10 protein-coding genes are annotated in these 14,585 nt (G+C 38.6%); 2 read left to right on the forward strand and 8 right to left on the reverse strand.

The window, feature by feature from the left end; genetic code table 11:
• Nucleotides 1–7 precede the first annotated feature (7 nt).
• On the reverse strand, nt 8–2,734 hold the full coding sequence (locus tag H1R81_RS15120) for a PQQ-dependent sugar dehydrogenase (protein WP_181841577.1): 2,727 nt from the start codon (nt 2,732–2,734) through the stop codon (nt 8–10).
• 221 nt (nt 2,735–2,955) lie between these two features.
• Here H1R81_RS15120 and H1R81_RS15125 point away from each other — a divergent pair, with 221 nt between their 5' ends.
• Complete coding sequence (locus H1R81_RS15125) at nt 2,956–3,723, forward strand: NrtR DNA-binding winged helix domain-containing protein (protein WP_310588081.1); 768 nt, start codon at nt 2,956–2,958, stop codon at nt 3,721–3,723.
• 102 nt (nt 3,724–3,825) lie between these two features.
• Here H1R81_RS15125 and glpK read toward each other — a convergent pair whose 3' ends face one another.
• The 3 genes from glpK to H1R81_RS15140 all read right to left on the reverse strand — a co-directional run bounded on the left by glpK (nt 3,826) and on the right by H1R81_RS15140 (nt 7,841).
• The gene (gene glpK, locus H1R81_RS15130) at nt 3,826–5,322 is read right to left on the reverse strand and encodes a glycerol kinase GlpK (protein WP_181841578.1); all 1,497 of its coding nucleotides are present in this window, start codon (nt 5,320–5,322) and stop codon (nt 3,826–3,828) included.
• 139 nt (nt 5,323–5,461) lie between these two features.
• A complete protein-coding gene (gene fucP / locus H1R81_RS15135; RefSeq protein WP_181841579.1) occupies nt 5,462–6,721 on the reverse strand; it encodes an L-fucose:H+ symporter permease in 1,260 nt (419 codons plus the stop codon).
• 199 nt (nt 6,722–6,920) lie between these two features.
• Nucleotides 6,921–7,841, reverse strand: coding sequence for a sugar phosphate isomerase/epimerase (locus tag H1R81_RS15140; protein WP_181841580.1), 921 nt, complete (start codon nt 7,839–7,841; stop codon nt 6,921–6,923).
• 362 nt (nt 7,842–8,203) lie between these two features.
• Here H1R81_RS15140 and H1R81_RS15145 point away from each other — a divergent pair, with 362 nt between their 5' ends.
• A complete protein-coding gene (locus tag H1R81_RS15145; RefSeq protein WP_181841581.1) occupies nt 8,204–8,710 on the forward strand; it encodes an RNA polymerase sigma factor in 507 nt (168 codons plus the stop codon).
• Between the two features lie 252 nt (nt 8,711–8,962).
• Here H1R81_RS15145 and H1R81_RS15150 read toward each other — a convergent pair whose 3' ends face one another.
• The 4 genes from H1R81_RS15150 to H1R81_RS15165 form a co-directional block, all read right to left on the reverse strand.
• Nucleotides 8,963–9,727, reverse strand: a complete 765-nt coding sequence (locus H1R81_RS15150; RefSeq protein ID WP_181841582.1) for an SDR family NAD(P)-dependent oxidoreductase — start codon at nt 9,725–9,727, stop codon at nt 8,963–8,965.
• 112 nt (nt 9,728–9,839) lie between these two features.
• Nucleotides 9,840–10,199, reverse strand: coding sequence for a phage holin family protein (locus H1R81_RS15155; protein ID WP_181841583.1), 360 nt, complete (start codon nt 10,197–10,199; stop codon nt 9,840–9,842).
• A 150-nt stretch (nt 10,200–10,349) separates the two neighbouring features.
• The gene (locus tag H1R81_RS15160; protein WP_181841584.1) at nt 10,350–13,388 is read right to left on the reverse strand and encodes an efflux RND transporter permease subunit; all 3,039 of its coding nucleotides are present in this window, start codon (nt 13,386–13,388) and stop codon (nt 10,350–10,352) included.
• 142 nt (nt 13,389–13,530) lie between these two features.
• Nucleotides 13,531–14,577, reverse strand: coding sequence for an efflux RND transporter periplasmic adaptor subunit (locus H1R81_RS15165; protein ID WP_181841585.1), 1,047 nt, complete (start codon nt 14,575–14,577; stop codon nt 13,531–13,533).
• Between the last annotated feature and the right edge of the window lie 8 nt (nt 14,578–14,585).

Here is a 14,585-nt window from a genome sequence, read left to right on the forward strand (position 1 = left end):
TGAAAGATTATGGTTCAAAAGTTACCGAAAATGGTACAAACAAAGCACCTTTAGATTTATCGTTTTTAAAAACAAAGTATAAATCCTGAAAGCTATTAGTTGCCGGGATGCTAACTTTATAAGGCTTAGGCGGTTTAGTGCCTGAAAAGGCATTAGGGTCGTCGTTTGGTTCAACAAAGTCTGTTTTACCTAATAGTGGGCCATCGACTGAACCAGTATGTACTTCTATAATACCGCCTTGTGAGTTCAGTTGTTGCTTGGGTGCAGCCACAACGAAGCTCAATGTTTTTACGTCTGTAAGGTCGATGTTCTTCAAAGCCGCATACGTATTAGTCCCCATCACAATCAGCAGATTTGTTTCTCCCATTTTAAACTTCATAATATTTTTTGAAGTTTCTTCGGCATTGCCCAACAATAGGGTTGGATTTTTCAAAACAATTAATTGCTCGGCTGTTTGTACAGGTAAACCATTCGCTCCTTTATCGGTATAGGTAGCTAATAGTTTATAAACGCCCTTATTTGGGTCTCCGCCATCAGGTATTTTGGCCGTTACATTGCCTTTAGGGGGTAATAACACAGGTGGGATTTTCTTGTCTGCCAGACTCAGAATGTATTGAATCATCTGATTTGCCTCTGGCAAACCAATATTCGGGTGCGCCGACATGGCCACATCGCCCCATACACCCGCACCACCTTTAATTATTTTATCAGATAATATGGCAACTGCATTGTTATTAGATTTATATTTTCTGGCAACTTCAACAAAAGCAGGCCCCACCGATTTCTTATCAGGAAAATGGCAGGCTTTGCAATCACTCTTATCAATCAGGTTTTTACCTGCGGTAAAAGTAACTGGCGCTGTCTGATGTCCCTGCGTTTGTAGAGCATCTTCCGAATCCTGGTAGGTAGCCGTAATTTTTACTTTTGAAGCAGGAATACGTTTATCTGCCAGACTACCGTCTTCTTTGTCTGATACTTTTACTTCGTAACCAATTTCTTTATTCGGAAAGAAGAATGTTTTGTTGCCTTGCGTCTGTTCAAGAGAAACTTGCGGAGGCTCGTTTCCGGCTTTTATAATCAATTCTTTTGAATCTTTTAGGCCCTGCGCATCAATGACTGTCAGAACTGCTCTATAAGTGCCTAATTTTTTAAATGTAAAGCTGGGATTAGCTTCTGTGAATATTGTCGGAGCACCACCTGCCAGAGAGCTTATTTTCCACTCATATTTTAATTCATCTTTATCATAATCTATAGTGCCTTCTGACGACAGTTGAACGGTTAAGGGCAGTGCTCCGGCTTGTTTGTCAGCTTTAGCAACTACCATTGGTTTGCGATTGCCACCATTGTATTCGATTCTGATAATTTTTGATTCTGGATTTGCCAGAAACCAGCCCTGACCGTACTCAATCATATACAAATCACCATTCGGGCCAAAAGCCATATCAATCGGATGCTCCAGTTTTAGATTAGGTAAAAAACGCTCCATTTTTACATAATCACCCTGTTCGTTCATCGTTACAGCAATAATCCAGTCTCGCATCCATTCGTAAATAAACAATTTGTTATTATAATAGTCGGGATATGCCCGTTTGGCATTCTGGAAAAACTCTTTATGATATACAGGGCCAGCCATGGCACTACGCCCGCCTGAGCCTAATAATGGAAACTTCCTGGATTCGCCGGCAGGATACCAGATAAAGGCTTTTTGAGCAGGAGGTAATTCTTGAAGCCCGGTATTATTGGGCGAATTGTTAACTGGTTTTTCAGGATTGAATTTTTCTCCGGATTTCATTGTAGCAAAATCAAAATCCCAGTAAGCTTTGTTATCACCGACAAAATATGGCCAGCCAAAATTGCCGGCTTTTCGTGCCTGTCCGAACTCGTCTTCTGCGGCTGGCCCTAAACCTGTTGAATCTTTTCCTGCATCGGGGCCGACATCACCCCAATATAAGAAGCCATTCTTTTTATCAACGGCAATGCGATAAGGGTTACGGTGCCCCATCGTATAGATTTCCGGGCGGGTCTTAGGTGTTCCTTTTGGAAAAAGATTTCCTTCAGGTATAGTATAAGTGCCGTCAACCTCCGGGTGAATACGAATAATCTTTCCTCTTAAATCATTAGTATTAGAAGATGATTTCTGAGCGTCATAAGGACTTCTACCCGGACGCTCATCAATTGGTGCATAACCGTCTGACGCTCTCGGGCTTGTATTATCGCCAGTTGATAAATACAGATTGCCTGCACTATCCCAATCAATAGAGCCACCGGTATGGCAGCATTGGTCTCTTTGGGTAGGAATCTCGAGAATAACCTTTTTACTATTGAGGTCTAAAGTATTACCTTTCAGTTCATAGCGTGTCAGAATATTTTTAGGCTCACTTCCGGCAGGAGAATAGTAAAGATATACCCAATGATTTTTAGCAAAATCGGGGTCTATATTCAGCCCCAACAAACCATCTTCAGCTTCGGGCTGACCACCATCTGCAAAATTATACTTGGTACTTACCGGAATTGATGCGATAACTGTCGTTTTCTTCGTCACAGGGCTATACATCTTCACTAAGCCATGACGCTCAATGAATATTACTCTTTCATCAGGCAGAACAGCCAGTTCAAGGGGTTCATTCAGATTTTCGGTCAGAACCACTTTCTGAAAGCGATTTTCTTCTGGTACTTGCGCCAATAGAGATAAAGGCAGAAGACCTGTCAGAATGCTATTGAATAATGTTTTCATAGATTAAATAAGAGTTTTTAATAGAATATTTGAAGCCTTCGGAGCCTTAAATACTACGCTTGAATTGAATAATAAAGGAATAGAATTTAAAACAGATAAGGAAAGATTATTTTTAGGTGAATAAATAGGCCAATGCGTAAAAACTACACAATATTATATTTTTTTTCATTGTGTACAAGAAACACAAAGATTTTTTTAATTTTGATTTTCTAACACAACCAATGATGGATCCAGGATTAAGAATATACCTTGAAAGTACCTTGAAAGAAGTTTCTATCGACTGCGTGATTTTTGGTTTTCATGCCGGAGAATTAAAAGTTTTATTATTGAAATGGAAAGGAATAGATGGGTGGAGTTTACCCGGTGGAAGAATTTATTTAGAAGAATCTGTTAATGAGGCGGCGGTGCGTATTCTGCAAGAGAGAACGGGATTGAAAGAAATCTTTCTGCAACAGTTTTATACTTTCGGAAGTAATGACAGATATAAAAATATGGATGTAGAAGCTTTAGTCAAAAAACTGGAGTGGGCATTTGGTTCGGATTTCTATGATGAAAAATACATAAAACGTAATGTATCATTAGGATATATGGCTCTGGTAGAATTTGAACAAGTAGTTGCAACGCCAGACTGGTACACAGATGAGTGTATGTGGTGTGAAATATCGGCAGTACCCAAATTACTTTTTGACCACAATGAAATGATTGAGGTGGCATTAAAAGCACTAAGACGACAATTAAGCTACCAACCAATAGGTTATAATTTATTACCTGAGAAATTTACTATGCCAGAATTGCAACGTTTATATGAGACTATTCTGGGTAAACAATTGGACCGCCGGAATTTCCAGAAGCTTATGCTGAGCTACGATATTTTAGAGAAACTCCCAGAAAAGCGAACTGGAGGGGCATTTAAAGCTCCTTTCCTATATAGATTTGATAAAGAGAAATATGACAGAGCCATGCAAGAGGAGATTTTGTTTGCAGTGTAAAAGTAAAAAGGCTCTATGTTATGCACAGCCCTAAAAGTTAGACACTAATTTTGGAGGGCTGTCCAGTAAACTGAGCCTTTTGTTTATCGCATACATTCATAATTACTTCTCCCAGTCAAACGAACGCTTCACAGCTTTTTTCCAACCTTTATAGAGGATATTTCGTTGTCTGGCTTTCATTTTTGGTTTCCAGCGTTTATCTATACCCCAGTTTTGCAGCAAATCGTCAAAACTTGTCCAATAGCCAACTGCCAGCCCCGCAGCATAGGCAGCACCTAAAGCGGTGGTTTCAATCATGGTAGGTCTGATAACAGGTACGTTCAACATATCAGACTGAAACTGCATCAGCAATTCGTTCACTACCATGCCCCCATCTACCCTTAAAGAACTGATTTCAATGCCCGAATCACTTTCCATCGCTTCCAGTACATCTTTGGTCTGGTAGGTTGTTGCTTCTAATACAGCACGGGCAATATGTCCTTTATTGACATAGCGGGTTAATCCGGCAATAACTCCCCTTGCCGATGATTTCCAGTAAGGTGCATAAAGCCCTGAAAAAGCAGGAACCACATAAGCCCCGCCGTTATCCTCTACACTTTTGGCTAATTTTTCAATATCTGTACTTTTCTGAATCATGCCTAAGTTATCACGTAGCCATTGAACCAATGCTCCAGCAATAGCTACCGAGCCCTCCAAGGCATAATGTACTGGTTGCCCGTCAAACTGGTATGCTACTGTTGAGAGTAAGCCATGTTTAGAGGGTACTAATTCTGTTCCTGTATTCATCAACATAAAACAGCCGGTTCCATAGGTGTTTTTGGCTTCTCCTGGTTGGTAGCAGGTTTGCCCTACTAACGCTGCTTGTTGGTCTCCTAAATCTCCGGCTAATGGGATACCTGATAATACTTCTGAAGTAATATTTCCATATACCTTTGAGCTTGGTTCTATTTTAGGAAGCATTTGTAATGGGATATTCATGATTTCAGCTAATTCAGCATCCCATGCTACCGTTTTCAGATTCATTAACTGCGTACGGCTGGCATTGGTTACATCGGTAATATGTAAACCTCCGTTAATACCACCTGTCAGATGCCAGATGAGAAATGTATCCATATTACCGAAAATAGCATTGCCCTTTTCAGCGTCTTCTCTTACACCTGGTACATTATCTAAAATCCATTTAATTTTCAATCCGCTGAAATAAGTAGCCAAAGGTAACCCTGTGCGATCCTGAAAAAACTGTGAACCGTGGCTTTTTGTTAAGGCCTTTACGGTATCATCTACACGGGTATCCTGCCATACAACAGCATTATAGTAGGCTTTGCCTGTGCGTTTGTTCCAGACAACGGTTGTTTCACGTTGGTTAGTAATACCACAAGCAGCAATATCTTCTGTTTTGATACTTTTTTCTATACGGGCTTTAGCAATTACTTCGAGTGTATTTTTCCATATTTCTTCCGGATTATGCTCAACCCAGCCCGGTTTAGGATATATCTGCTCATGTTCTTTTTGTCCGACAGAAACGATATTTCCTTTGCGGTCGAAGATAATACAACGGGTACTGGTAGTACCCTGGTCGATAGATGCAATGTATTTCATAGGATTGAATAGTAGGATTTGAACGCCGTCTTTATCCCTTCCCTAACAATGTGGAAGAGGGCTGAAGTCCCTCTCACCAACAATAGGCAGAGGGATCCAGGGAATGAGGTTGAGTTCTGTCAAGTATTATTTTGTAACATTATTTACTGACTTTTGAGCCTGAGAAACCATACCAGGCAATATAGGCAAACATGGCAACTGGTAACAGCATTGATGTGGCCATTGAGGTGCTATCTGCAATAGCTCCCATAATTGGTGGGAATGCTGCACCACCCACAATACCCATAATTATAAATGAAGAGCCCAGTTTTGTATATTTCCCCAGGTCTTTTACACCTAAAGAGAAAATCGTAGGAAATGTAATACTTTGAAAAAAGAAGAATGCCATTAAAGCATAAACAGCCGGTTGACCTTTTACCTGTGATGCAACCAATAATGCCAATACGATACCTGTTGAATACAAACCTAACAATATATTGGGCTTAACAAATCGCATCAGAAAAGTACCTACAAAACGACCAATCATAAACACTAACATACCCACTGAAAGTAAGCTGGCAGCATCTAATTTAGTAACGCTGATGGCCTCCATCACGAAGTTGATGAATAAACCCCATACACAGCCCTGCACACCTACATTTAAAAACTGAGCGAATGCACCTAAAGCAAAATGCTTATGTTTAAAGAGAGCACTTAACGATTCTCCAAATGAGGCGTTATCTGTGCCTCTATCCTCTTCATGCGAACTTGCCTCCTGAATTTCGGGCATTGGAGTTCTCAGAAATAAAAAGGCTATTAATAATATTATTCCCCCTACGATCAGATAGGGTAGCTGAACAGATTTGAAACCTTCTTCCACCGATTGTTTATGTTCGCTGAACACCAACATTCGTCCTACCAATGGCCCTATAATCACACCTAAACCATTGAAAGATTGGGCGAGATTCAGACGTCTTTCAGAGGACTCTTGTGGACCCAACACTGTTGCATAAGGGTTGGCTGCTGTTTCAAGAAACGCAAGCCCACAAGCTAATATGAATAATGAAACCAGGAAGAATGTCCATGATTGTGCTTCAGTAGCCGGATATACCAGAAATGCTCCTCCCGAATACAATAATAAGCCTGCTAAGATTCCTTTCTTATATCCCCATTTTCTCATGAAAATACCTGCCGGAAGCGCAATTAAGAAATAAGCACCATAAGTAACCACCTGTACCCATGTAGATTGTGAAATAGTAAGATTAAGGGTTTCCTGAAAGTGCTTGTTCAGTACATCGAGCATACTGATAGCAAAGCCCCATAAAAAGAAAAGACTGGTAACTAAAATAAATGGAACGAGGTAGTTGTTTTGAGTAGCGTTAGTCTGGAAGCTCTGTTTGTTCCCGGAAATAGAAGCCATAGTAGTTTTTAGGGTTAAAATTGAATATGTTGACTGTATGAACAGATTTTGTTCAAAAATGATAATTTTTTAAGAAATAATAAGATAATTTTTAAATAAATCTCTACTCAAAGCCGTAATTGAGCACATTTAAGAACAGAACAATAAAATAGCGAGGGGTTAAGCCTCGCTATGAGTATCTATGGAATGTTGATTTAATTTAACAAAGAAATTGCTTAATGTAATTACGAGCTGTAAGAATAGCAGCTGTAACATCATCAATGCTACCTTCATAGGCTTTATCCTCTACCTCAATCACAACCGGGCCTCTGTATCTTACGTCTGTTAAAGCTGCAAAAAATCCACGCCAGTTTACATCTCCTAATCCTGGCAATTTAGGAGAATGATATTCTAAAGGATTTGCCATAATACCAACTCGATCAAGTTTATCCCTATATACCTTTACATCTTTAATATGAATATGATGCAGGCGGTTTTTGTATTGATAAATTGGCTTTATCTCGTCCATCATCTGGAAAATCATATGTGATGGGTCATAGTTTAAGCCAAAAAGAGGGGTTGGGAAAGTTTCAAACATTATGTCCCATACCGCAGGAGAGATTGCCAAGTTTTTTCCACCCGGCCATTCATCATTTGTAAAAAACATCGGACAGTTTTCGATGCCTATCTTGATGCCTTCCTGCTCTGCTGTTTCGATGATAGGCTTCCAGAGTTTCTTGAAAATTTCGAGATTATCCTTCATATTTTTCTGAGGGTCACGGCCGATAAACGTATTCATGACCGGAACACCCAATTTATTACAGGCCCTGATTACTTTCTTGATATGCTCAATATAAAATTCAGACTTTTTGATGTCGGGGTCGAGCGGATTTGGGTAATAGCCTAATCCAGAAATAGTAATGCTTCTTTCGTGGGTATAGTCTTTTATATACTTAATATGTTTATCGTCCAAATTATCGACATTGATATGTGTTACTCCTGCATAACGGCGAGCATCGCCATTATCTTTAGGCCAACACATCATTTCGATACAAGAAAAACCATTTTTAGAAGCAAAATCTACGACGTGTTCAAAGCCGAAATCGGCCAGAATAGCACTTACAAAACCGAGTTTTAACATAATTGTATGAAGGAGGTTGATATCTGAGGCGTAAATTAAGTCTTTTTGTTCAATCATCGAAAAAAAAGCAAACGTTTATGAGATAGGGTAGGAAAGAAAATCAGTTTTTTTCCATTTTTCGACAACCAGATTCAATTATTTCTCGTATATGTAGAAAAGTAGAAACAGTATTGAGGAAATGTTTCTACAATTGCTGGTTTGTTTAATATTTGGCCAAAAAAAATGAACAAGAAAATCGTTGAAATTAATACGTTAGATAAATTTTGACGATTTTTCAATAAAAAAGTTTAAAAAACTTTGGTTTTATAAAAACTTATTATTTAGTTTTGTTTAACTATTATAACGCTAAAAATAAACAAGCCATGACAACTCTTGAATTTAACTACGCAATTTCAAAGACCTCGAAGTCTCTAAAGCCTTTTGCATTCAGATTAACAAAAGACTTAGAAGACGCCAATGATTTATTGCAGGATACGCTTGTAAAAGCATTTATGAACCGCGATAAATATACTGATGGTACCAATTTAAAAGCATGGCTTTATACCATCATGAAGAATACCTTTATTACGAATTATCAGAGATTGCTGAGGAAAAATACTTTTATTGATACCACTGATAACTTACATTTTATTAACAGTACAGATAGCAGTGTCGAAAATAATGCGTACTCTACTTTTGCTCTCGAAGATATTAATCATGCTGTTGAGACTTTAGATGAAAGCTATAAACAACCTTTTATGATGCACTTTAGTGGGTTTAAATACCACGAAATTGCACAAAAACTAAAAGTGCCGATTGGAACCGTGAAGAATAGAATACATATTGCAAGGAAAGAACTAAAAGAAAAATTACAGGTATATGCTTATTAATACATTACTATACAAAATAACATTAGTTATGAAAATGGTTCAGTGCTGAACCGTGAATAAAGAATTTTTCGAGTCAAGTGGGACTCTGATAAAAAGAGGAAGGTTTTAAAAGTTATCTGTTTTGCGGATAACTTTTTTGGTTTTAGGATATTATTCTTTTAATCACCAAGTTACATAGAGTCGCACGGTTGATTACTAATCATGCGAAACTCACTCTATGTAACTTGGTGATTAACACTATTTGTCTGAAATTCAGATATTCATTCCCCCTGAGACCTCGATTCTCTGGGCGTTTATCCATCTGGCTTCTTCTGTACATAAGAAAGCGACTACACCACCGATATCATCAGGTAAACCTACACGACCTAAGGCTGTTATACCCGCCACCATTTGGTTTACTTGTGCATTATCTCGTACAACACCACCGCCAAAGTCGGTTTCAATAGCTCCTGGAGCTACTACATTGGCCGCAATCCCTCGTGAACCTAATTCTTTCGCTAAATACTTGGTTAATGTTTCAATGGCTCCTTTCATAGAACCATAAGCTGAATAACCCGGTGTAGAAAAACGAGCCAAACCTGAAGAAATATTAATGATTCGTCCACCATCATTCAGGATTGGTAATGATTTTTGAGTCAGGAAGAATACGCCTTTATAATGGATATTTAAAAGTAGGTCAAATTCTTCTTCCGTAGTTTCTGCAAAGGCAGTATGACGGCCGATTCCGGCATTATTAATCAGAAAATCAAAATGAGTAGTATTGAAATGATCTTTCAGAACAGTATTTAGTTGCTCAAAGAAGTTACCAAAACTTTTAATATCTCCTGCATTCAGTTGTAATGCTACCGCTTTTTGTCCTGCTTTTTCGATTTCAGCTACTACGGCTTGAGCTTCTTCTCTTTGAGTATGATAAGTAAGAATTACGTCGATTCCCTTTTCGGCAATTTTCAATGCCATGTTTTTTCCTAAACCTCTGCTACCTCCGGTAACTAAAGCGAGTTTACTTGTTGTTGTCATCTTGTTTTATGTATTAATTTGATGACACAAAGGTATAGGAGGCTTATAAGATGAGTCTTGCGAGTTTCAAACTGTTATTTGTAAAATTCAAACCCGTATAGAGGAATGATATTTATTCAGGGAGGTCTTGTCCCTGATTCTCATCAATCATCTCCTGGACTTTTTCTTTGATTGTGTTTTGAACTTTGTCTTTGGCAAAGATGAAAGTTGCCAGAATACCTGCATAAATGAGAAAGATAATGAGATAACCTAACCAGGCACTTTTTAACCAGATATTGAGGCCAACGGCTACGAGAATACTAAGGAAGATAATAACGGTAATAGAGAGAATAAACAGAAGTAGCGTATAAATGGCCTTTACAGCGATTCCTTCAATTTTTTCCTGAAACCCAAGCTTTGTTAATTCAAACTTTGCTTCGATGAGCTTAACGACATTGTCTCTGAACTCGTTTATTTTCAGCAAATCTGCCATATTGCCTTTTCAGATTATTGTTTAGGTTGGCAGGTGTACTATATACCCGCTTTTTGATTAATGCAAGGTAGATAAAACATAGCACCTTGCAAAAAACTTAGGAAAATTTTCAGTCTCTATAAAATTCTTTGCAGAGACTGAAAACGAAAATCAGATTTTTGGAGGCAATAACTTGTACATAACCGGAGTTACAATACGGGTTAGAATCAATGAAGAAATAAGCCCCCCAATCATAACTAATGCCAACGGTGAATAAAGAGGAGAGTGTTCTAACACCAATGGAATCAAGCCGCCGATAGCTGTCATGGTTGTCAAAACAATAGGTATAAATCGGGTTTCACCAGCTTCCTCAATAGCTGCATTGATGCTCAAACCTTGCTCCTTTCTTAAATAATTGGTATAGTCAACTAATAGAATAGAGTTTTTTACTTCAATTCCCGCCAGCGCAATAATGCCGACAATAGCTGTGAAAGAAAGTGTATTGCCTGTAAAGAGCAGAATCAGAATTGCCCCAATCATGCCTAAAGGAATTACCGATAATACAATAATAGTACTTTTAAAAGTTTTAAATTCAAGAATCAGAATTGCCATGATTCCGAAGATGGTAATGATAATGATTGTACCTAAGCCACCAAATGTTTCCTGTGAACGCTCTACTTCACCTGCCATTTTTATTTCATAGCCTTTAGGTAGTTCCATAGCCTGTAATTTAGCACTTATTTCCTGAGTTACTTTAGGTGTCAGAAAACCACTTTGCACAAAGGCGGAAATAATAGTATATCGTTCTTTATCATAATGATTGATTCTATTGGGAGATGTCTCAAAGTTAACAGTAGCTAACTGTTTTAATGGCACCAGATTCCCCATTTGGTTAGCAACAAACATTTTTGAGAAAACGTCCATATTAGCATACTGATCGCGGGGCAGGCTTACATTAATATCTATATCATCATTATCTCCTTCATTATAACTGCCTATGTTTATCCCGGCAATCCCCATTCTGATAGTACGGTCAACATCTACTGTCTGAATCCCCAACATACCTACTTTGTCCTTGTTGATATTTACACGTAAATCAACATTCTGGGCAGATAGCGGATTGCTTACGTAGATAGTTCCTTTGGTTTCTTTAAAGGCTTTTTCGACACGAAAGGCAATCGACCGTAATGAATCAAGGTTTTCACCAAAGATTCTTACTGCGAGAGGTGCTTCTACCGGAGGACCCTGCTCAAACTGAATTACCCTGATTTTTGCTCCGGCGTAAGAATCAAATTTGCCTCTTAATTCATCAATAAACTGTTCTCTTTCAGGTACTTCTACTTTATCTTGTAACTGTACAAAAATCTGTGCATAATTTGCTCTTGTGCCCCCCATAGGAATAATATTGTAATAAATACGGGGGTTAGACTTGCCTACATTAGTAGCATAGTTTTTTACTATCTCATTCTTGCTTAATTCGTTTTCCACAAAACGGGCAGCCTGATTCGTCTCCGACATATTTGTGCCCAATGGTGTCTCGATATTGATTAAAAACTGTGGTTTTTCAGAGCGGGGGAATACACTGGTTCCAACAATAGGAATCAAGGTTAAACTACCCACAAAAATAGCAAGAGCCATTAAAAGACTGATAATCGGATGCGCTAATGCTACGTGTAGAATCTTACGATATGAACCTTCAATACCTCGTTTCATTAATCGTAAAACTACATTTTCGCCATGGTCTTCTCTTGGCATTAACTGACTTGCCAGAAACGGAACGATAGTTAATGAAACAAATAAAGAGGCGATAATAGTCGTGATAACGGCCATCGGTAAACTGCGGATAAATTCTCCGGCAGATTCTGGTAAAAAACAGAGAGGTAAAAATGCAAATATCAAGGTGGCGGTACAGCCCAATACAGCCAGCCCAATCTGCTTGGTAGCCTCAATAGCAGCTTCCGTGCGAGACATTCCTGTCCTTAGGAAACGGGCAATATTTTCAACAACCACAATAGAGTCATCAACCAATAAGCCTAAAGCAATTACTAAACCTACCACACTTAGCTGGTTAATACCAAAACCGGCTAAATCGAGCATGGTTAATCCCATAGCTAATGATAAGGGTATTGAAATCATTACAATCAACGAGGCTCTGAAACCTAAAGGAATCAGCGTGATTAAAACCAGAAGAATAGCTATGCCGAAGTCTCTGGCTAACCCCAACAAACGGGTGGAAACACTCTTGACCTGATCAAAACTTTGTTCAAATCTGATATTGGGAGACAGGCTCTTTTTGAAATTATCGATAATCGGGCGGATTTGTTCCCCGGTTTTGAAGATATTACTTCCGGCTTTCATTGTTGCTGTGACAAAAACCGCACGTTTACCATTCAGACGCCCAATATAACTTTCTTCCTCATAATCTAACTTAATATCGGCAATATCTCTTAAATAAGTAACAGTTGTGCCTGAAGTACTAACAATCGTATTTTTGATTTCTTCGAGACTCTCGTAACTACCAGATGTTTTTACGCTGAACTTACGTGTTCCTATTTCAATATTACCTGCCGGGATATTGGCATTTTCAGACTGAATAGCTCCTAAAACTCTATTAAGCGGAATGTGAAACTGAGCCATTTTGTCCAGATTAATTGAAACTCTTACCTGTTGCTTCGGGAAAGCCCAGATTTCTGCGGTTTTGACAGACTTCACCTTCAATAAATCATCTTTCAGGTTTTCGGCTTCTTTTTCTAAATCCTTATAAGGCGTTGTTTCAGATAATAAGGCACATTGAATAATATTTACACCTTCAGGCGTCTGGCGGAGAATATCAACACTATAAATATCAGCAGGGAGCGTATTACGAATAGCATTAATTTCTCTTACCACTTCATTGTATTTTTCGTCAGTGTTTACACTATGCTGAAACTCAACTACAACACTGGCTACTCCCTCATCTGCTACTGAAGTAACTTTCTTAATATCGCTGATTTCAGCCAGACGGTCTTCTATCGGATCAACTATCAGTTTTTCCATATCAGCCGGAGACGTACCGGGATATACGACTATGATGCTGTTGAAAGTTGCCTTCAGAGTCGGGTCTTCGGCTTTGGGCATATTCAACAAAGAGTTGATACCAATGGCTAATACCATTATAAAAATAATGATAGTAAACTGGTAGTTTTTAACGGAAAATTCTGCAAGGCGCATTTTAATGATGAATTAAGTGTATTGATTTGCCGCTTCTAATTAGATTTTAGCGACCTATATCTACAATTGACACATTTTTCTACTAATTGGCTATGAACAAACGTAGCCAGACAAAATCATATAAATATTCTTGAAGAAAGGCTTATTTGGTTATAACCTTTACCTTACTCTTATCGCTCAGGAAATTAGCTCCTTTGGTAATGATAGGTGTACCCTCTGCCAGACCAGAAGAAATAGCCACGTCATTTCCATATACCGCGCCGATACCAACGTTGTTTTTGCTGACCGACTGTCTATCAGCATTCAGTATGTAAACAAACGCCTTATCTTTGTCTGCTTCCACCAATGCTTCCACCGGAACAACTAACGAAACCGGTCCTTTACCTGAAGAAATTTCGGCTTTGGCTACAAAGCCCGAAATAAGTTTCTTACCATTAGGCTGAATCTGTAATTCTGCTTCAAATGTACCTGTAGCCGGATTAACCGTTTGTGCTATCTGGGTGATTCGGGCATGAAAGGGTTCGTTGGGGTAGGCATCTAAGTAAATATTAGCAATATCGCCCAATTTTACTTTTACTACATCTCTATCTGCTAAACCTACATTGACGATATAGGCAGATTCGCCCGTCCCCAGAATAAATACTGGCGAAAAAGGTGTGATTAATTCACCTTGTTCTGATATTTTACGAAGAATACGACCATTAGCAGGAGCATAGATTTTAGATAATTTCTGATTGAACTCTGCTACTTGTACATTTTCTTTGGCAACATTATACCCTGTAGTAGCATCTTGTACATTGGTCAGTGTAGTGGCTTCATCAGCATAAAGTTTTTTTACACGCTCTAAATCTCTTTCCGATTTTTCAAGGCCTAATTTCGCCTGTTTTACCTGTGCATCTATTTCTGATAAGTCAAGTTCGGCCAATAATTGTCCTTCTTTAACGAATTGACCTTCATTTACATACACTTTTCGTATCATACCTCCTGTTTTAAATGCCAGTTTCATTTCTGATTTTGATGATAGCACACCACTGGCAACAATAGGCTCGCTAAGTGGTTTTTTCCCAACTGGTTGCACTTCAACTGCAATAATCTCTTCAGTTTCCTGTTTGGTTTCTTTTTTCTTCCCACAACTCAGCAAAACAAGGAACACAAAAGCGTAAATGAGTGGAAATAATTTCGTTTTCATATATAAGT

This window comes from Emticicia sp. BO119 (assembly GCF_013912375.1).
Taxonomy (GTDB): Bacteria; Bacteroidota; Bacteroidia; order Cytophagales; family Spirosomataceae; genus Emticicia.